The organism is Marinomonas sp. 63XJN7_7_ISO-PGPR-S23-202 (genome assembly GCF_056173505.1).
On record NZ_CM149677.1, the window covers coordinates 4,742,880 to 4,760,072 of the forward strand.

Annotated in this window: 21 protein-coding genes; 4 read left to right on the top strand and 17 right to left on the bottom strand. The window is 44.4% G+C overall.

Annotated features, from left to right (window positions below):
* Nucleotides 1–536 precede the first annotated feature (536 nt).
* From AC0VYG_RS21850 to AC0VYG_RS21930, 17 genes are all read right to left on the bottom strand, one after another.
* Nucleotides 537–2,582 carry a hypothetical protein gene (locus AC0VYG_RS21850; protein ID WP_475429984.1) on the bottom strand — a complete coding sequence of 682 codons (2,046 nt, stop codon included), beginning with the start codon at nucleotides 2,580–2,582 and terminating at the stop codon, nucleotides 537–539.
* Nucleotides 2,583–2,670: 88 nt separating this feature from the next.
* A complete protein-coding gene (locus AC0VYG_RS21855) occupies nucleotides 2,671–2,895 on the bottom strand; it encodes a hypothetical protein (RefSeq protein ID WP_475429985.1) in 225 nt (74 codons plus the stop codon).
* Between the two features lie 340 nt (nucleotides 2,896–3,235).
* On the bottom strand, nucleotides 3,236–3,502 hold the full coding sequence (locus AC0VYG_RS21860; RefSeq protein WP_475429986.1) for a hypothetical protein: 267 nt from the start codon (nucleotides 3,500–3,502) through the stop codon (nucleotides 3,236–3,238).
* Between the two features lie 13 nt (nucleotides 3,503–3,515).
* Entirely contained in the window at nucleotides 3,516–3,725 is a 210-nt protein-coding gene (locus AC0VYG_RS21865) for a RebB family R body protein (protein ID WP_475449879.1), read from the bottom strand.
* A gap of 146 nt (nucleotides 3,726–3,871) precedes the next feature.
* Entirely contained in the window at nucleotides 3,872–4,150 is a 279-nt protein-coding gene (locus tag AC0VYG_RS21870) for a RebB family R body protein (protein WP_475429988.1), read from the bottom strand.
* An 8-nt stretch (nucleotides 4,151–4,158) separates the two neighbouring features.
* Nucleotides 4,159–4,425, bottom strand: coding sequence for a hypothetical protein (locus AC0VYG_RS21875; RefSeq protein WP_475429989.1), 267 nt, complete (start codon nucleotides 4,423–4,425; stop codon nucleotides 4,159–4,161).
* Nucleotides 4,406–4,819 (bottom strand): RebB family R body protein, encoded by a 414-nt coding sequence (locus AC0VYG_RS21880; RefSeq protein ID WP_475429990.1) that lies wholly within the window; start codon nucleotides 4,817–4,819, stop codon nucleotides 4,406–4,408. Before AC0VYG_RS21880 ends, AC0VYG_RS21875 begins: the two co-directional genes overlap by 20 nt.
* 76 nt (nucleotides 4,820–4,895) lie before the next feature.
* Nucleotides 4,896–5,192: a hypothetical protein gene (locus AC0VYG_RS21885; RefSeq protein WP_475429991.1), complete on the bottom strand. Its 297-nt coding sequence runs from the start codon at nucleotides 5,190–5,192 to the stop codon at nucleotides 4,896–4,898.
* A 62-nt stretch (nucleotides 5,193–5,254) separates the two neighbouring features.
* Nucleotides 5,255–5,518 carry a RebB family R body protein gene (locus AC0VYG_RS21890; protein ID WP_212653690.1) on the bottom strand — a complete coding sequence of 88 codons (264 nt, stop codon included), beginning with the start codon at nucleotides 5,516–5,518 and terminating at the stop codon, nucleotides 5,255–5,257.
* Nucleotides 5,519–5,628: 110 nt separating this feature from the next.
* Complete coding sequence (locus AC0VYG_RS21895; protein WP_067342295.1) at nucleotides 5,629–5,889, bottom strand: RebB family R body protein; 261 nt, start codon at nucleotides 5,887–5,889, stop codon at nucleotides 5,629–5,631.
* Nucleotides 5,890–5,935: 46 nt separating this feature from the next.
* Complete coding sequence (locus AC0VYG_RS21900) at nucleotides 5,936–6,196, bottom strand: RebB family R body protein (RefSeq protein ID WP_067342298.1); 261 nt, start codon at nucleotides 6,194–6,196, stop codon at nucleotides 5,936–5,938.
* Nucleotides 6,197–6,253: 57 nt separating this feature from the next.
* Nucleotides 6,254–6,514 (bottom strand): RebB family R body protein, encoded by a 261-nt coding sequence (locus AC0VYG_RS21905; protein WP_475429992.1) that lies wholly within the window; start codon nucleotides 6,512–6,514, stop codon nucleotides 6,254–6,256.
* Between the two features lie 112 nt (nucleotides 6,515–6,626).
* On the bottom strand, nucleotides 6,627–6,827 hold the full coding sequence (locus tag AC0VYG_RS21910; protein WP_475429993.1) for a RebB family R body protein: 201 nt from the start codon (nucleotides 6,825–6,827) through the stop codon (nucleotides 6,627–6,629).
* Nucleotides 6,828–6,926: 99 nt separating this feature from the next.
* Complete coding sequence (locus AC0VYG_RS21915) at nucleotides 6,927–8,102, bottom strand: helix-turn-helix domain-containing protein (protein WP_475429994.1); 1,176 nt, start codon at nucleotides 8,100–8,102, stop codon at nucleotides 6,927–6,929.
* A gap of 557 nt (nucleotides 8,103–8,659) precedes the next feature.
* Nucleotides 8,660–9,976 (bottom strand): MATE family efflux transporter, encoded by a 1,317-nt coding sequence (locus tag AC0VYG_RS21920; protein WP_475429995.1) that lies wholly within the window; start codon nucleotides 9,974–9,976, stop codon nucleotides 8,660–8,662.
* A 64-nt stretch (nucleotides 9,977–10,040) separates the two neighbouring features.
* Nucleotides 10,041–11,291 (bottom strand): multidrug effflux MFS transporter, encoded by a 1,251-nt coding sequence (locus AC0VYG_RS21925; RefSeq protein ID WP_475429996.1) that lies wholly within the window; start codon nucleotides 11,289–11,291, stop codon nucleotides 10,041–10,043.
* A gap of 128 nt (nucleotides 11,292–11,419) precedes the next feature.
* Nucleotides 11,420–12,667, bottom strand: a complete 1,248-nt coding sequence (locus tag AC0VYG_RS21930) for a multidrug effflux MFS transporter (protein WP_475429997.1) — start codon at nucleotides 12,665–12,667, stop codon at nucleotides 11,420–11,422.
* A 95-nt stretch (nucleotides 12,668–12,762) separates the two neighbouring features.
* Here AC0VYG_RS21930 and AC0VYG_RS21935 point away from each other — a divergent pair, with 95 nt between their 5' ends.
* The 4 genes from AC0VYG_RS21935 (at nucleotide 12,763) to AC0VYG_RS21950 (ending at nucleotide 17,192) form a co-directional block, all read left to right on the top strand.
* Nucleotides 12,763–13,707 (top strand): LysR family transcriptional regulator, encoded by a 945-nt coding sequence (locus AC0VYG_RS21935; RefSeq protein ID WP_475429998.1) that lies wholly within the window; start codon nucleotides 12,763–12,765, stop codon nucleotides 13,705–13,707.
* A gap of 222 nt (nucleotides 13,708–13,929) precedes the next feature.
* The gene (locus AC0VYG_RS21940) at nucleotides 13,930–16,284 is read left to right on the top strand and encodes a TonB-dependent siderophore receptor (protein WP_475429999.1); all 2,355 of its coding nucleotides are present in this window, start codon (nucleotides 13,930–13,932) and stop codon (nucleotides 16,282–16,284) included.
* Nucleotides 16,285–16,342: 58 nt separating this feature from the next.
* Nucleotides 16,343–16,798: a hypothetical protein gene (locus tag AC0VYG_RS21945; protein ID WP_475430000.1), complete on the top strand. Its 456-nt coding sequence runs from the start codon at nucleotides 16,343–16,345 to the stop codon at nucleotides 16,796–16,798.
* Complete coding sequence (locus AC0VYG_RS21950) at nucleotides 16,785–17,192, top strand: hypothetical protein (protein WP_475430001.1); 408 nt, start codon at nucleotides 16,785–16,787, stop codon at nucleotides 17,190–17,192. Before AC0VYG_RS21945 ends, AC0VYG_RS21950 begins: the two co-directional genes overlap by 14 nt.
* The last annotated feature ends 1 nt before the right edge of the window (nucleotide 17,193 follow it).

The following is a 17,193-nucleotide window of genomic DNA, read 5'->3' on the forward strand; positions in this document are numbered from 1 at the left end:
CGACTAGGGTATCATTTCGGGTGATGGTCCCGTTCAGTTTATTAGTGCCGGTCACGTGACAGTCTAAAGGATTAGTTTTTGATCTGACCCCAAACTTCACCTCAGCGCCGCATTCTGGCAGCCACACCCAATTTACCTCGGCCTAGGCAAAAACCAACAACAACGATCCGCAAATTACCAATCTTTATTCCGTGGCCACATAGATGAAAAAACCACACTACAAATACGCAAAGCCACACAACAAAACATGGCCCTCGGCAACGATAAATTCAAACAGCAAATAGAACAACTCGCCAACCGCCGAGTCACCCCCCTAAAACCCGGCCCGAAAAGCAAATGAAGTGTTGGTGAAGTGTTGGGGTCCGATCAAGAAACTAGGGTATCATTTCGGGTGACGGTCCCGTTCAGTTGTTTTTGATCTGACCCCAAACTTCCAGTTTTTGATCTGACCCCAAACTTCCCTCCTTGTGTTAACTAATTGTTATTTATATCAAATTCTTAAAGGCACTTGAATATCTCTGGTAATCCACTGGTTTTCACTTACCGTCCCCTGTCTGTTTATAACAACCACCCTGACACACGGGGCAGGAGGTCAGGGGGTCAGCATTACACTGCATAAAGCGACGGTATAGTTCCATGATTGGGTGACGGATATGAATCAGCATCGTTTTCTCTAAGTACTCCATTAACAGATCAGAACAAGGTTCATCTTTCAAAACGTAAGACTGTATTTTATAATTGTTATGTTGTTCTAGTGGCTCTTTTGTGAGCTCCCAATATTTAAGAAATTCAGAGTCAGTTACCTGATTGTCTAATAATTTGTTGTATTCGAAGTGCAACAATGTCGTGAAAGTTGTGCCTTGCAAACTTGCCGATAGGCCAACAGAAGCACCATTTAAACTAACCAGCACATTATCATTATCAAGCCACGTTATATCTTTCACCTTTACATCTCCTGCTTGCACAGTCTTATTTTTTTTGGCTTTAATGGCTGTCATCCCTGTAGAACTAAGCTGAATTTTGACAATACCAAAAGGGTAATCCAGTTCTTTTACTTTGTTCAATTCACCTTGTTTAAATACAGAGCTAACTGCAAATACCTTAGAGCCATCATGACAAAACTCCGCTCCACAGTGATAAGCTGAACTAAGAAAAGGGTCTAAACGCATAGTATATACAACCGATTCTCCCATTTTAACTGTCGGATCGGGAGCAACTAAGGCGCTTAGAGCGCCACGGATCTGAGACAATTTCATTGGGTTCAAAGCAAAGGATTTTAGTTTAGGCAATTTGTTCATCAATATTTTGACATCCTTCTTGCCCGTCTCCATATAAAGAGCGCTGAAACGTGACTCTAAGCATTTTTTTGCTTTTGTTTTTGCTTCAATCCAACTCGTGGATGAAATAGAGGCTGCATGGTGATCAGATTCACACAAAAAGTCTTTCTGTACCTGAGGATACACTGAACATTTAGCGTCACTTTCTATCTGCGCATCTCTTTCTTTCAAATGACCACATTCACATATACTTTTCAGTATATTGGACTGTCCAGCAATGGGAATGGGGTTAAGCTCAATCAATTGGGACATCGCTTCAATTGAACGATCTTTGCGCTTTTGTTCTTTTTGTGGGCTACCGCTGATACCCAGTTCAATTTCACCTATCAACAGCAAGTTTTCAAACAAATGATATCGCCAGCCAGGAATCGTAAACTCGGTATTTACATCTTTACCTAAAACAGTCATCTCAGATTGAGCACTCAGATAAGTCTCTGGATTACCGATGCGTGGAATGGAGATATCAACAATTTCTGACTTAAAGCGTAAGTTTTCTATTTCCGATTCAAAAGTAACTTCAAAGTCGTACTGTAATGCCAAGCGGAAAAGCAAGAAACCAGGGATGGTATTATTTATATAAATCGCCGGAGTACAGTAGTCTGAAAATTCGAGATTCATTAAATTTTCTTTTGTTTTATCTAAATTAGTGGATGCATTATCCTTCAATATTATCCTTGATTCTTTTTTATCAAATTTTGAGCAGTTTTTTAATACCCATTCAGAACAGTACTGAAATTCCTGCCCTACACTATAAGCACGAAGGACATTACCTTTATATTTTACTTTAACTTCTCTATTCGTTTCATCTTTAATGATTTCGGCTATTTTTATTTTTACATCTTCATCAATAAATCTCTTAACATTCTTTGCTATATTATCATCTATATTTTGTAATTTTTTGGAGCTATCTATAAGAATATTAAGAATATTATCCGTCAGTTTTTTTAGCTTAGAATTATTCTTTACGGAGGATGCCCAATCATGATAAAGGTCAAGTTGAGGGATAAGTTGAAAATCCCAGTCCCCAGTAACTGGCTCTTTTTTCAGACGGGATAGCGCATTACCGCCTTTGAGATAATAATAGTACAAATCACGATTTTTTTTTGCTGATTCCATCTTACGTTCACTTTCTAATGCAGCCTCTTTCACTGGTATTGCTAATATTTCTAATACTTTATTGGTTATATAAGCATCAACTCTTTGTTTAACTGCTTTAGTTTTTGATTTGGTAATCTTACCTGACATGACTTACTCCTAGATAATGGTTTTGAATTTTTAATTCCCATTACCTAGGTTAAGTTATCTAAGACTATTAACCTCGGAGTAACAGACTTTAAACACAGTGTTTCCAAATATTTAGACTCTGTGAATAGCCCAGCCCTGTGACCAGGCGCTCCGCTTGCGCTAAGGAGCGAAGCGGTTCAATGGCAAGGTCCGCGCATTGCTCATCAGTCATGCATTCGAGTAATTGTGGGGCATCCGAGCCTTGTAAAGGACGTAAACTTACTACAGAGTATTGCTGGCCTTCATTTTGCTTTTCGTTTTGAGTAACGCACAAAGGCCCCCTCTTGCCGAGCGTAACGGCGTCGGCAAGAGGGGGCTATTTAATGGGTTACTCTCTAACGGACAAGCTTGCTGTGGATTATGCTGAAAATAGTGCACTCTAGTATTGTCCCTTGGTGTATTGTTGCCTTGGTAAAACACAGTGCTTACAAAAGGACATCTACCATGAGTTTAAAGTTAGGGCCCAAGAGATAAAGCATAATAACGCCAAGCCAGGCGAGCATGATTAAATTGAGTAGTAGTCTCATAAGGTTTTCTTGGTATAGGGTGGAGAAATAAGATGGTGAGTTTAAACAACGACAAGCCGTCGCTACTTGGTCTAAACGAGGGGGAAATCAGCCAAAACCTTTAGCAACATCAGCGGCCTTGGTACCTAGATCGGCGAAGTTGGCGGTACCTTTTTCCATGATTTTCTGCGCTTGTTCTATGACAGTGATGTATTTTGGGTCGCCAGTGGCGATCAGTTCAGCCATAGCGACACCAATGGCCGTGGTGCTAATGGTATTTAAATTGCGCAGGTTGTCCGCCGCGTCTTGTACGGCAATGGCGGTAGATTGGGCGATAGACTGGCGAGCCTTGTCAGCTGCACTTTCATTGGCCATGGGTCATCTCTCATTAGCCGCCTTTTTTAAGGATTAATGCGCAGGCAGTTGAGGTCGCGGTATTGCTGATGGTTTGCATGCCTTGTTGGATGGTGACGGCATTTTGCATCTGTAGTCCCATGGTGTCGGTCATGGCCGAGTCAGCCAATTGATCAATCATCACGGTGACTTGCTGCAAATCTTTGGATTTATCTTCACTCATCATTTCTCCAGAGCTGAACATGCGTTGGCACTGAAAAAGGCCAATCTATTATTGGCCTTTTTCATCTGATCATCTTGCCGGATAGAACGCATACGATCAGACCACAATGAATTAATAAACGGTATAAGCAAGTAGAATTGACGACCCGGCGTCTATACCTGCTGTTATTAAGCGTCTTTTTCCACGATACTTTCAGAGGCGCGACTCAGTACTGCGCCGCCAATGGCTGTCAATGAGTTCACTCCCTGTACGGTGGCCGCTTGCATTCCAATATTCGCTTGCTGCTGAGAGCTGGTCGCGTTGCTATTAAGATTAGACATAGCTAATCCCATGGCAGTATATAAATTGCCCATAGCGCTGGCGGGACTACCGCCTAAAACTTGCGAATTTACTTGGGTTAGGGAGTCTGTAATTTGTTCATTGACGACGAGTGGTTTCTTAGCCATAACAACCTCTATTGATTATTCGTTGGTAGCAAGCCTTCCAGCTGCTGGTTAATTTTGTCCATTTCTTCTTCGAGACGCTCTTCTAGGGAACTTAGTATTCCGGTGACTTCTTGGCCGACTTGTTCCACCGCTTTATTTGCATCTGAAACAGAGAGCTTTTCATGAGTACTATTGATCATCTCTTCCACAACCTGCAATTGCTGACTAGTGAAAGCTTCGACCTGCTCTAACTGTGCACTCATGTCAAACTTAAGTTCACTCAGCTTTTCCATCATCCGCTCCTTTTTTTCTTCTCATAAAACCAAATAAACTCAGCCGCGCCCTTTTCTTTTTGGTCTTCTTCGTTGGTTTCATCACCTTGTCCTCCTCTTGTGGGTCCTTGAGGCTAACATCATCAAGTTTGCGGTCAGAAGAAGGAGGCGTCACAGCGATTTTCGTTTGCAACAGTCGTGCGCAAGTATTGGTGATGGAAGCTGCGGTTGTCATATGCGACTGCTGCTGATTAGTCACGGCGTTATGCATCGATAAACCTAATGTATCGATTAACGTCGTTTCTAACAGGCTAGTAGGCTGCATCGAAAAAGACTGTAACGTATTAAATTCTTTCATGGCTGCAGCTGGCAGCTCTTGTTCAAACTCATTTTCAAAGCGCATGTCCTGCTGTGTCATCTTCACTCCTTAAATGCAAATATCAATAGTCAATGGCTTATCCCATCTCATGCAATAAGCATTGAGAAAGGGCTCGCTACTGTGAGGTTCTGTCGTATAGAACACTGGCAATTTTTTCACCGACTGCACCAAAGTTTTCAGCCCCATTTGTGACTACCTTTTGCGCTTGAATGATGATATCCATATATTTGGTATCACCTGTTTCGAGCAATTGACTCAATGCAGTGCCAATGGCTGTGGTGCTCAAAGTATTCAAATTACGCAAGTTGTCTGTGGCATCCGCTAACGCCATGGCGGTCGACTGAGCAACGGACTGATTGGCGGCGTTTAATGCTGACATATCTGCGTCAGGCGGTGCGTTTAGTCTCTTCATCTAATTCTCCTACGAAAATGTCACTCTGGCCCGCTAAGACGGGTCAGAGCGTGATAACGACCTTAGGCGTCTTTTTCAATCACACCTTCAGCACTTCGTCCTATAACAGAACTGCCAATAGCCATAAGTGAGTTCACACCTTGCACCGTAGCGGCCTGCATGGTGATCTGAGCTTGTTGTTGAGCCGCCGTCGCATTATGGGCAGAGGTACCTAATGCATGACTGGTTGACATCAATAAGTTACCCATCGCCATAGCTGGCGTTTCACCTACGACTTTAGTGTTTACCTGGGTGACCGAGTCGGTGACTTGTTCATTAACTGGCATAAAAATGCTCCTTTTTGATTAATGAAAGGATCACAGGAGACGATATTTACGAACTCTGCGATCCTTTTTTAAGGGGGTTAATTAGAAATTAATGTTGCATTGAAATGATATTAACCAGGCTCAATGATGCCTTCAGCACTGCGGCCAATAACCGAAGAGCCAATGGACATCAATGAGTTAACACCTTGCACTGTGGCGGCCTGCATGGTGATTTGAGCTTGTTGCTGTGCCGCCGTCGCATTATGTGCCGAAGTACTCAACGCGTGACTGGTCGACATCAACAAGTTGCCCATCGCCATCGCGGGTGTTTCGCCAACCACTTTGGTATTTACCTGGGTAACTGAGTCGGTGACTTGTTCATTAACTGGCATGGTTTAACTCCTTTCTTTTATGAATGTTTACGATTAGTGGGCTGAATTAGCCTTTTTCGATGATGCTCTCAGCACCTCGACCGGTTACCGCTGAACCGATTGCCATCAGGGAATTGATTCCCTGAACAGTTGCAGCCTGAATGGTAATTTGCGCTTGTTGCTGTGCCGCCGTTGCGTTGTGCGCTGACGTACCTAACGCTTGGCTGGTAGACATTAGTAAATTGCCCATGGCCATAGCTGGCGTTTCACCAACAACTTTGGTATTCACTTGGGTAACTGAATCGGTAATTTGCTCATTAACTGGCATGTTTTATTCCTTTACTGTTTAAATTGATAACAATATGAAGCTAACGCTAACGTCGAATTAGCCTTTCTCAATGATGCTTTCGGTACCCCGGCCAATGACCGCAGAGCCAATCACCATCAATGAATTCACACCTTGCACAGTGGCAGCTTGCATGGTGATTTGAGCTTGTTGCTGAGCCGCCGTTGCATTATGCGCCGCAACACTTAATGCATGACTGGTTGACATGAGTAAATTCCCCATGGCCATGGCTGGTGTTTCACCCATCACACTGGTATTTACCTGTGTGATGGAATCTGTGATTTGTTCATTTACTGGCATACCTTTCTCCTAAAAATTGATTCAATATCACTCAGAATTGATTTCAAGAGTGAGATCCGCACTATGTGATAAAACAGTAGAACCCCGTTGCAAAGATTGCGTTCTAATCGATTTAAGAGTCTTTTGCTGCAATGGAGTAAATAAGTCCAGATCCTAACGTAGTGTTCGTCACGGTGATGGTCTGCATCTGTTGCTGAGCATGGGTCGCATTTTCTGATGCTTTACCCAAGGAATCCGCCACCATATTCAGGTACATATCGCGAGAGCTAATCGGTGACCATTCTGCTAACATTTTTTCTATATCAATCTGCATCTTTGATCTCTTTCAGTGCCTTCGATAACATTCATATTAAGTATTTTTTTCCTTGTCATCTCAGTGAGAATCACTAAAAACTAGGAGGTTTCAATGCAATCATGCGGTAATAGATATTTTTTTATCTAAACGTAGTTTTTGACGATATTGTCTTGGCGTACAACCAAAATAACGTTTAAACATTTTTTCAAAATGGCTTAAATCACCAAAGCCCGCTTGTAAACTAATGTCTGTGATTTTCATTTGTGGTGAGGTTTCAATCAGTTTTTTGGCATAACGCACTCGAACTTGAACAAGAATACTTTTAAAAGGAAGGTCTAGATGATTTCTAAATAAAAAGGAGAGATGAGAGGCGCTAGTACAAGCAAAATTGGACAAGGAGGACAGGGTAATATCTTCTTTGAAGTTTTCCCCAATATAAGCAAGCGCTTTTTTAAGCCCTGGATGAACATGTTTAAAGTGCTCCATATCTTGGGACAGTATCAGCTCAATAACATCGCGTTCTTCTTTCTCTTTTTCGAACAGATTTAATGCAGCCACATCTTCTAGCGTAATATTGTGTTCGCAATATGAGGCCAATAGATATAATACTCGCTGCAACTGATCTAGATTTTCCGGCCAGTGATAACTCAGAAACAGATCCATAGCGTCACTATCTAAAGACAAACGTCGGCTTAGCAATATATTCTGAAGAATGTAATTCACATGGGTTTGAAGATCTTCTTTCCTCTCTCGTAGAGGGGGGATTCGAATTTCTAAATGTGGTACGCTACAGCTAAAAATCCTGGCAATATATTGAGAACAAGAATTACTGTATATCAATGAGTTAGTGCAAGATATTACCAATTTTATATCATTTTTAAAGAGTTGCTCACTGACCTTCTCTTCCACAAAAAAGCTGATCAAATAGTCCTTTAAATCATCAGGTAAAAGATCCACTTCCGATAGGTAGAGCGTACCACCTTGTGAATTTTCTATACTCTTTTCTAATATTTTTTTATAACTTTCTACGTCATGCATGTTAGAGCAGACATGGGTAAACGGTTTGTTTTCTAACCCTCGTTTATTATGTATCGTCTTAGCAACTGAGTATTTTTCAGTACCTATTTCGCCAGAAATGAAGATTGGGAAACTCATATTTGCCGAAAACTTAATTTGATCACGAACACGAGAAATAGCATGTGAAGAGCCCATAATCGGGTATAGCCCTCGATTCAAAAAATCTTTTCCATGGCTGTCTTTTTCAGAAAAAAACATTACATTTAGATCGTTCATTTCAAATTCCTTTTGTTTGATTAGTAGAATATAGCATTAAGCATTTATGCTAAAATGGACTTATATTTTAAAATCGGCTCCAACGCTTAATTTTCTGGTTTAATCAACTAAATATCATTTAAAACAACATGTAATTTCATGATATTTATGAGTTTCTATTGAATTAGAAATGAGTATCGTCATCTAAATATGACGTTTCTAAATGAGGTGCAACCTTTAGCAATCAACTATAATAAAACTCTCAAGAGATCATTAAAAAAACAAGATTTAATCCATTCAAATTTTTACCATTTAGTAAGTAATAAGAATAAATTTTTCCCGCGACTTCTTTGTCTTTTTTTTAATCAGAAAAACAACCAAAGCAAATAAGCGCCCATTTTAGATGATGCTCAAATACGATCAAGCAATCTATCCTGAGAAAATAGGCACACCAATTACACGGAATAACAGCAAATTGATGGTTTAGCTTATCGAAGGAAGCACTTTAATATTAGGAAAGGATGAGACGTCATCCATGACGACCTCGAATCAACGCAGAGACAATAGGAAGGCCTGTATTAAACTCTATTCTCAACTTGAACCAGTGCTCTTTGATACATAAACCAAGCACAAATACCTGCAAGAATGTTGCCAATCAGAACACCGAAGAAGAGACCTTTTAATCCAGCGATTTGTGAGCCAATCCATAAGCAGGGTAAGAAGAAGGCAAACAGGCGTAGGGCTGAAATGGTAAGCGCGGTGTAGGATTTACCCAATGCATTGGAAATAGAGACCATCAGCATGCAAACGCCCAATGCCCCTAAACTCAATGGAATGATCATGAGATGCCAATGTAAAATCCCCGACACCTCTTTATCGCTGGTCATTAAACCGGCTAGCAGCCCCGAAATAGAGAAGGTCACCACCGCAATAAACAATTGAAACGCCAACACAAAGCGACATGCCAGGCGCACGATATAACGCACATCACCTAAACGCCTTTCTCCTAATAATCGCCCAACCATTGGCGGCATGGACATCGTCAGCGCTAGCACCGAGACAATGGAGAAAAACTCAAACCTTGAGCCCAACGCCCAAGATGCCACGGCCGCAGTTCCAAAGCCCGCAATCAATTTCGTCGCCAGCATAGACGAGACGGGAGGCAGTAATTGACTCACCATGGCTGGCCCCATGATATGACCGATATCAGCCAAACTTTTGCTGACTTTAAGGTCTTTCCAATCAAAGGTAATCCAACGCTTACGAGCCACTTGGGGGGCAACAATCAATACCCCAATGCCAAAGGCAACGGTGGTCGCGATGGCGGCACCATTAATTCCAAAATGCAATGTAAAAATGAAAATAGGATCCAACGCCAAGTTCAATAGACTGGTCACTATCATCATGATGCCAGGCAAGAGTGTATTGCCATTGGATCGACAAATACTGTAATAAAAATAAATCAAGGCGCCAACCCATGCACTGAGTAACCAGTGGGGCCAGTAAGAATCAATCACGGGGTAGACAGAATGGGGGGCACTTAATAGGGCTAAAATGGGATGGCGTAATAGCCAAATCAGCACCGTAAAGAAAGCAATACCCAGGCTCCCCATCATCAGTACTAATCCCCCTAATTGCTTAGCATAGCGAGTATTTTTCGCTCCTAATGCGCGGGAGATAATCGCCGTAGTCGCGATTCCCAACCCCACTTGCAAGCCAATCACAATCATTTGGATAGGCAAGGTAAAACCTTGAGCCGCTAAGGGTAATACCCCCAACTGACCAATAAAGGCACTGTCCACCAGCTGAAAACTCATCAATGACAATACCCCAAAAAGCATTGGCCAAGTCATGTGGAAGAGTTCGCGGGCAAGGGGAGAAAAATGAGGACGCATATTGAGAGAGTTACCAGATTCGAAATAAATGAGTAAGACCCATCATTATACGCGAAAAAAATGACTATTTCGCTTTATCTCGATATATCTCTTCTAACCAATAAACGCCACTAATGGATACGGTGGAGCCGTGTTTGGCAACTTTAAGAAACAACAAGGCCAAACTGGTAAAAAGGACGAATCCTCCGGCTAACGGCATGACACTAAAGTGATAAAACTGACCCACAAAGGCCGCTGCAACAATCGCCGTGAAACTGGATAACGACGAAATCATTGACGCTCCGAGACCCGCTATTTTACCTAATGGCTCCATCGCCATGGCATTCACATTACCGAACACCATACCAAGACAAGAAAACATCACGGCCCCTAACCCCATAAATAGCCAAAATGGAGGTATACCGGAGTAGTACCAGGTCGCGAGAAACAATAAAAAAGACGAACATAACAACACAGATAAAGCACTAACAACGCATTTCATCATGCCAATTTTCTGTACAATGCGTCCGTTGAAGAAATTACTTACCCCAGAAAACCCAGCAAGCAAGGCAAAATACCCAGTAAACTTGTTGCCCACTTGATACACATCCTGGAAGAGGGACTGAGCGATGCTCAGATATAAAAATAACCCACCCAAAATACAGCCTGAAACCAAAGTGTAAGCGATCACATCGCGGCGCGATAAAATAAAACGTGCATCTTTCATCAAACGAGCCCTATCCAGAGGAACACGACACTCACAAGGTAAGGTTTCCATTTGACGGTAAAACAACCACGCTGAAGCCATCAAGGCTTGCACAATCAACACCACAAACACCCCGCGCCAACTCGTCAAAGACATAATGAACTGCCCAAAAACAGGCGCCAGCATAGGCACTAGGATAAACACCATCATCACATAGGATAAAATGCGCGCCATGGCAGCACCGCAATATAAATCGCGAATCAAGGCTCGGGAAACAATTTTTGGCCCCGACAAGCCAATCCCTTGAATCGCTCGACCAATCAACAACATGGATAAACTGGTCGAAAACACCACGATAATGGAGCCACTAATAAAAATACCGACACCAAGAAAAATACTGTTTTTACGACCAATGGCATCAGAAAGCGGCCCAAATAGCATATCGCCAAACGACATTCCTAAAATCAGAACCGTGATGATCCATTGTGTGTGTTGGTAGTTTTGAATGTTCAGATCGGAGGAAATAGAAGAAAAAGCAGGAAGAATGGCGTCCATGCTCAATGCTGTCAGTGACATGATTAAAGCAAACAAGGCGACAAACTCTTGTTCTGGCAAACGTCTTATTAACACAAACTCAACCCCTTCCTTGGTATACATTCATAAAATCAACCGATTAAAAAACAACAATCTAGATAACGTTTTTAATCCTTGAAAACTTTATCTTAGTCAATTATCTCACGTTATGACAAATATCATGATCATTTAAAGAAACCTTGCAAAATATATTTAACATCATATTTAGCGAAAGCCAATAATATTAGAGTGAGACTCGCGACCAATACAAAAGCCACGGCTAATGGTGTCACTGAAAAATGGTAAAACTGTCCCATAAAGACCGAAAAAACAATCGCAACCAAGCTAGAAATAGACGAAATCATCGATGCACCAAGGCCTGCCATATGCCCTAATGGCTCCATTGCCATGGCATTTACATTACCAAAGATCATGCCAAAGCAAGAAAACATCACCATAGCAATGAGCATAAATAAAATAAAAGGCGGCTTGCCAGAATAACTCAAAGCAATCATAAACAGTAAAAACGATGAAAAAAGTAACACGCTTAACGCCGCCACTAAACAACGCATCATGCCAACACGTTGTACGATTTTGCCATTAAAAAAATTGGTTAAGACAGAGCCTGCAGCAAGCAAAGCAAAATACAAAGGAAAGCGGGTGCCAGCCTGATAAATATCTTGAAAAATCGACTGAGCAATACTCAAATACAACATCACACAGCCAAAGATACAACCTGCGATACAGGTATACGCCATCACCTCTCGTTGCGAGAGAAAAAATCGGGCATCTTTTCTTAAGCGAGCCCACTGGAATGGATGCCTCATGGCTGGCGGCAAGGTTTCCGGTTGTCGAATGGCCAACCAAATCACAGCAATCAAAGCTTGAAGAATCAAGACCCCAAACACCCAACGCCAGCTTCCGAGTAACATCACCAACTGCCCAAACGCTGGCGCTAACATAGGCACTAAAATAATAATCATCATGGTGTAAGACATAATGCGTGCCATGGCCGTGCCTTTATACAAATCACGAATTAAGGCGCGCGAAGCGATTTTCGGTCCCGCCAAACCAAACCCTTGAATACAGCGGCCTATTAATAAGCCGGTCAGTGACGTTGCGCATAAAGCCACGACAGAGCCGATAATAAAAATACAGATGCCTAAACTAATGCTTTTTTTTCGACCAATCACATCGGACAAAGGGCCAAATGTGATTTCACCAAATGCCATACCAAAAATCATCGCCGAGATTATCCATTGCGTTTTTTGGTAATCAATAACCCCTAAGGCATGGGCTATTTGCGAGAAAGCCGGTAAGACGGCATCGGTACTTAATGCAGTTAACGACATCAACAAAGCACATAAAATAATAAACTCTTTTTCAGGCAAGTGTTTTTGTATTGTTTTTATTTCCCCTTGCGATAACGCCATATAAACTTTCCCTACAGTAAAGCCATCTAAAACAAGTAATATACGATATCGATAAAATAACAAAATACCAGAACAATAATAATGGAGTTCGTTACATGGACATTGGTCTAGCCAAGCACTTAAAGCTCAACCAACTGCGTTTGATTTCGGTAATCGCCGAGCATGGACAAATTAGTCTAGCGGCGGATGAAATGGCCATGACGCAACCCGCTGCCTCCCGTATGTTAAGCGATATTGAGAACACCTTGGGGGCGCGACTCTTTACCCGTCACGCCAAGGGCATGGAACCCACTCTCGTAGGCCAATCGGTTGCACGACGTGCCCACAATTTATTAGTCGAACTAAGAGACCTCTCCCGTGAAGTGGAAGAGCTTAAAGAAGGTGGCGGCGGTACCGCCGCCATTGGAGCCGTAACGGGCGCAGCCGTGGGGTTTGTTATCCCTGCTATGCATCAACTCAGAGCCATTGCCCCTAAAGCCGAAATCAATATCAATGTCGACACCAGCGACGCCCTTGTAAAAGACCTCATCGCCGGGAACAATGACTTTGTCCTCGCTCGCATTCCCAAACAATACGATGCCAATATGTTTCACGTCTATCCTGCACGAACCGAATCCGTCACCTTGGTGGCTCGCAAAGATCACCCATTAGCGGGCCAAGAGCGTATCAGTGTCCACGATCTCGCCCATTTCGAATGGGTCATGCAGTCACATCGAGCCCCCATACGTGAAGCGGTTGAAGCGGCCTTTATGGAGGAAAGTGCAGAATTACCCGTTAGCATCATCAACAGTACCTCCCTACTGGCCCTCATGGCCATACTGGTGTCTTCCAACGCTATCGCCCCCATGGCGCGAGAAGTCATCGACCTGCTCACCAGCGACTTAGTCGATGCCAATTTAAAAGCCCTGAAGCTGGACCGACAGATCATTATGAGTCCATACTATTTATTGCAAATGCGAGACCGCCAGCTTTCTCCACTTGCTAATCAGCTTAAGCGTTTGGTGCTCGCGGAATTAGAACAGAAACCAACCAAGGTCTAACACGCTTTGGTTGACGTATGACAAACGACGATGAAGCGCGGTCTCACCACATGAAGACACTTCTACACTGCCAAATTAAGACAATTGATTAGGCAATACGGCCAAAAAATAGAGAGACAAGTACATTTGGCCTAAATGAATAATAATATGGCCGAATTTCACCATTACCTTTATAGCGTTTCATTATTAAATAAAGCATCTAAATGCAAATGAGTATTATTAATGTTTTATTTAACAACTAATGGAAAGTTTCGTTGCTCTGTTGATAGGGGGGTAGAGCCCGCCGTCTACCCTCATCTGGATGGGTTGTATAAAGGATCCATCAGAATTGCGCCTCGTACCCTGCTCAGCTCAGCCGTTGCGGCGGCAATTCTCATCAGCGCGCAAAGTGCCTTCGCCGCCGAATCAGGACAGGTCAAAGCTAACTCAGGGCAGGTCAAAGCTAAGTCAGAACAGACCAAAGACAAATCAGATAAAAATTCTCAAACGGAAACTGACTTGCCTACCCTCACCGTAACGGGCCGCTCGGATATGGCGACCACCGAAGGTACGGGGTCCTACACAACGGGCGTGACATCGGCGGCAACAGGCCTGTCGCTGTCACCGAAGGAAACACCGCAGTCGGTGACGGTGGTCACACGTCAGCGCATGAACGACCAACAATTGGATTCCGTGCAGCAGGTATTAGAAAACACCACGGGGATCTCGGCGAACCAGGCAGACACCGGGCGGACGAGTTTCTATTCACGAGGTTTCTTAATCAACAATATTCAGTACGACGGTATCCCCACCATCGTCGGCAACGTTGTCAATGGAAGCGGCATTGGCTCTATCGATACCGCGTTCTATGATCGCGTAGAGGTCGTCGGCGGTGGCTCCGGCTTACTGACTGGAACAGGCAACCCCTCGGCCGCCATCAACCTAGTACGCAAACGACCGACCCGTAACTTCTCTGGGTCCGCCTCACTCAGCACGGGGAGTTGGGACACCCATCGAGGCATGGCCGACATCTCGACCCCGTTAACCAAAGATGGCCGTGTTCGCGCCCGTATAGTGGGGACATTCCAAAATGGACACTCATATCTTGACGGCTATAAGCCGAAGAGAAAAGGCTTCTACGGTATTATCGAGGCGGATCTGACCGAGGACACAACTCTGAGCTTGGGTTATGACTACCAGAACAGCGAACCAAAAGGTTCAACCTGGGGCGGCTTACCGCTATGGTTCAGCGACGGCACACAGATTGATTATTCTCGCTCTAAAAACTACGCGCAGAGCTGGAGTAACTGGAACAACACCCTTAAGACGACGTTTGCCGAAATCGAGCACCATTTTGACAACGGCTGGAAGGTCCGCGGAATTGCTAACCAATACCGCACGGAATTCGATACTCAACTGCTCGGCCTAGTCGGTCGTCCTAATCGCGCCACGGGACTGGGCACTTATCCCAACGGAGCCTACCCCGTCGCACTGTCGTCTGACGGTCATAGCCGCCAAAACACCTTCGATGTGATGGCAAGTGGCCCCTTCGAACTACTGGGTCGCCAACATGAGCTAGTGGTGGGGGCATCACATTCCCACCGCACGTCCGACCGGGAGGATATCGCACCGTTTTATGCGAGTCTTGTGCCTGTCAATATCTATACATTGAGCCCAGCCTTCCCAGAACCTAACTTCAGCGCCAAGACACCAACGCCGACCAACACTCGAATCAAACAGAATGGTATCTATAGTGCTGCCCGGTTTTCGCTGGCTGATCCTTTAAAACTCATTATCGGCGGTCGCCTCAGCAGTTACGAAGTCGACGAAAACGTCAACGGTACACCGTCACACTACAAAAAAAGCAGTGAATTCACCCCATATGCGGGCTTGGTCTACGACATCAACAAGACCTATTCGGCCTACGTGAGCTACACCGCTATCTACAATCCGCAAACAGGCTATCGGAACAAAAACGGCAATCTGCTCACGCCATCCAAGGGGAAAACCAAAGAAACCGGCCTTAAAAGCACTTATCTGAACGGTCGTCTGAATGCGTCGGTGTCTTTATTCGAGACAGAGCTAAACAACGCAGCACAGCTCGTCGCCGGGTCCTATACGCCAAGCGGCGCCCAAGCCTACAAAGGCTCTGATGGGACGAAGTCGCGCGGATTTGAACTGGATTTACAAGGCGAATTGGCGCTTGGCTGGAATATCTACGCGGGCCTTTCCCACTTCACCGCGCATGATGGTGATGGCGTCCGTTTGAATTCGCAAATTCCACGTACCACGGCCAAACTTTTCACCACCTACCAGTTGCCTGGAGAGTGGAACAAGTTGACGCTCGGCGGAGGGGTGAGATGGCAAAGCCGCTTCTATCAAGCGCCCAATACTGGTACTAGCACCTTGGGAGGGGAACAAGCTTCCTATGCTCTGGTATCGCTAATGGGACGTTACGACATCACTAAAAAGATCAACGTGGCAGTTAACGTCAATAACCTGTTCAACAAGAAGTACGCGCTACAAAAAGGCGATTTCGACACGGTGAGTTATGGCGCACCGCGTAACGTAATGCTAACGCTGAACTACAAGTTGTGAGTGTGCCCTGCATGGCACACCCGCTCTGTACTATCCTAACATTATAAGAGAGAAAACTATGTCATCCGAATCTAACGCTTACCAACGGCCTCCCGCGACCTTACCCCAACAGAACAGGGTCGCCTTGTTCTGGCTGACCACTGGCGCAGGTGCCGTACTTTATGTCACCTTCCAGTTGTTCTTTTACGTAAACAACTTTGTGCGAGCCCATGGAGCGGCTCCAGAAATTACCTTTGACCCCCACATACTGTGGGTGTTTTCCGCATTCTATGGTTGTTGGATTGTCACGATCCTGCTGGCCTTGAGCGGAACCACAAAAGCGCAATGGGCTGCATTAATTCTTGGTGGCCTGATGGTTGCCCTGAATACCCTCGGCGGAATTTCCGACGGCTTGCGCGACGGTTGGTACGTTGCCTTCTCAGCCGTTTTCTTTATCACCTTACCAGGCGTGTTCGCCATTTTGACCACCTGGCGCCACCTCAAGAGAAAAGGAGCACATTATGTCAATGAATAGCGCAAACTTCCCCTATGTTTGGATGAGTTTTTCGCACGAGCCAGGGCACGACCACGAAGAGGACTTTGCAGCGTTCGAGGCCACTTTGCAACGCGGGGAGCCCTTCGTGATATTGACCGATAGTGCGCCAGAAGAAGGCCACGAGCACTCGCCTGCAGAGAAGAAACGCACCGCGCTCTGGATGAAAAAGCACAAGACCGAGTTACGCAAGCTGGTTCTGGCCATGATTCTGATTGAATCCAACTCAGCCAAACGCCTTGGCTTCAAGGCGTTTGCGGTGCTCTTCGCCAAATTCTGGGGCTACCCCTTGCTTCTTACTGCGTCCCGTGAGGAAGCGATGGAGATGGCTAAGGGCCTGCTGTCTGAACAATCAGCGTCAACGCCTGCGTCATAAC

Bases quoted from the DNA above. Each gene is read 5' to 3' on its own strand.
- AC0VYG_RS21950 (WP_475430001.1), top strand. From the start codon at position 16,785: ATGTCAATGAATAGCGCAAACTTCCCCTATGTTTGGATGAGTTTTTCG.
- AC0VYG_RS21910 (WP_475429993.1), bottom strand. From the start codon at position 6,827: ATGCAGATTGATATAGAAAAAATGTTAGCAGAATGGTCACCGATTAGC.
- AC0VYG_RS21890 (WP_212653690.1), bottom strand. From the start codon at position 5,518: ATGCCAGTTAATGAACAAGTCACCGACTCGGTCACCCAGGTAAACACT.
- AC0VYG_RS21945 (WP_475430000.1), top strand. From the start codon at position 16,343: ATGTCATCCGAATCTAACGCTTACCAACGGCCTCCCGCGACCTTACCC.
- AC0VYG_RS21865 (WP_475449879.1), bottom strand. From the start codon at position 3,725: ATGTTCAGCTCTGGAGAAATGATGAGTGAAGATAAATCCAAAGATTTG.
- AC0VYG_RS21860 (WP_475429986.1), bottom strand. From the start codon at position 3,502: ATGGCCAATGAAAGTGCAGCTGACAAGGCTCGCCAGTCTATCGCCCAA.
- AC0VYG_RS21850 (WP_475429984.1), bottom strand. From the start codon at position 2,582: ATGTCAGGTAAGATTACCAAATCAAAAACTAAAGCAGTTAAACAAAGA.
- AC0VYG_RS21870 (WP_475429988.1), bottom strand. From the start codon at position 4,150: ATGGCTAAGAAACCACTCGTCGTCAATGAACAAATTACAGACTCCCTA.
- AC0VYG_RS21930 (WP_475429997.1), bottom strand. From the start codon at position 12,667: ATGGCGTTATCGCAAGGGGAAATAAAAACAATACAAAAACACTTGCCT.
- AC0VYG_RS21895 (WP_067342295.1), bottom strand. From the start codon at position 5,889: ATGCCAGTTAATGAACAAGTCACCGACTCAGTTACCCAGGTAAATACC.
- AC0VYG_RS21935 (WP_475429998.1), top strand. From the start codon at position 12,763: ATGGACATTGGTCTAGCCAAGCACTTAAAGCTCAACCAACTGCGTTTG.
- AC0VYG_RS21885 (WP_475429991.1), bottom strand. From the start codon at position 5,192: ATGAAGAGACTAAACGCACCGCCTGACGCAGATATGTCAGCATTAAAC.
- AC0VYG_RS21900 (WP_067342298.1), bottom strand. From the start codon at position 6,196: ATGCCAGTTAATGAGCAAATTACCGATTCAGTTACCCAAGTGAATACC.
- AC0VYG_RS21915 (WP_475429994.1), bottom strand. From the start codon at position 8,102: ATGAACGATCTAAATGTAATGTTTTTTTCTGAAAAAGACAGCCATGGA.
- AC0VYG_RS21875 (WP_475429989.1), bottom strand. From the start codon at position 4,425: ATGATGGAAAAGCTGAGTGAACTTAAGTTTGACATGAGTGCACAGTTA.
- AC0VYG_RS21940 (WP_475429999.1), top strand. From the start codon at position 13,930: ATGTTTTATTTAACAACTAATGGAAAGTTTCGTTGCTCTGTTGATAGG.
- AC0VYG_RS21880 (WP_475429990.1), bottom strand. From the start codon at position 4,819: ATGACACAGCAGGACATGCGCTTTGAAAATGAGTTTGAACAAGAGCTG.
- AC0VYG_RS21905 (WP_475429992.1), bottom strand. From the start codon at position 6,514: ATGCCAGTAAATGAACAAATCACAGATTCCATCACACAGGTAAATACC.
- AC0VYG_RS21920 (WP_475429995.1), bottom strand. From the start codon at position 9,976: ATGCGTCCTCATTTTTCTCCCCTTGCCCGCGAACTCTTCCACATGACT.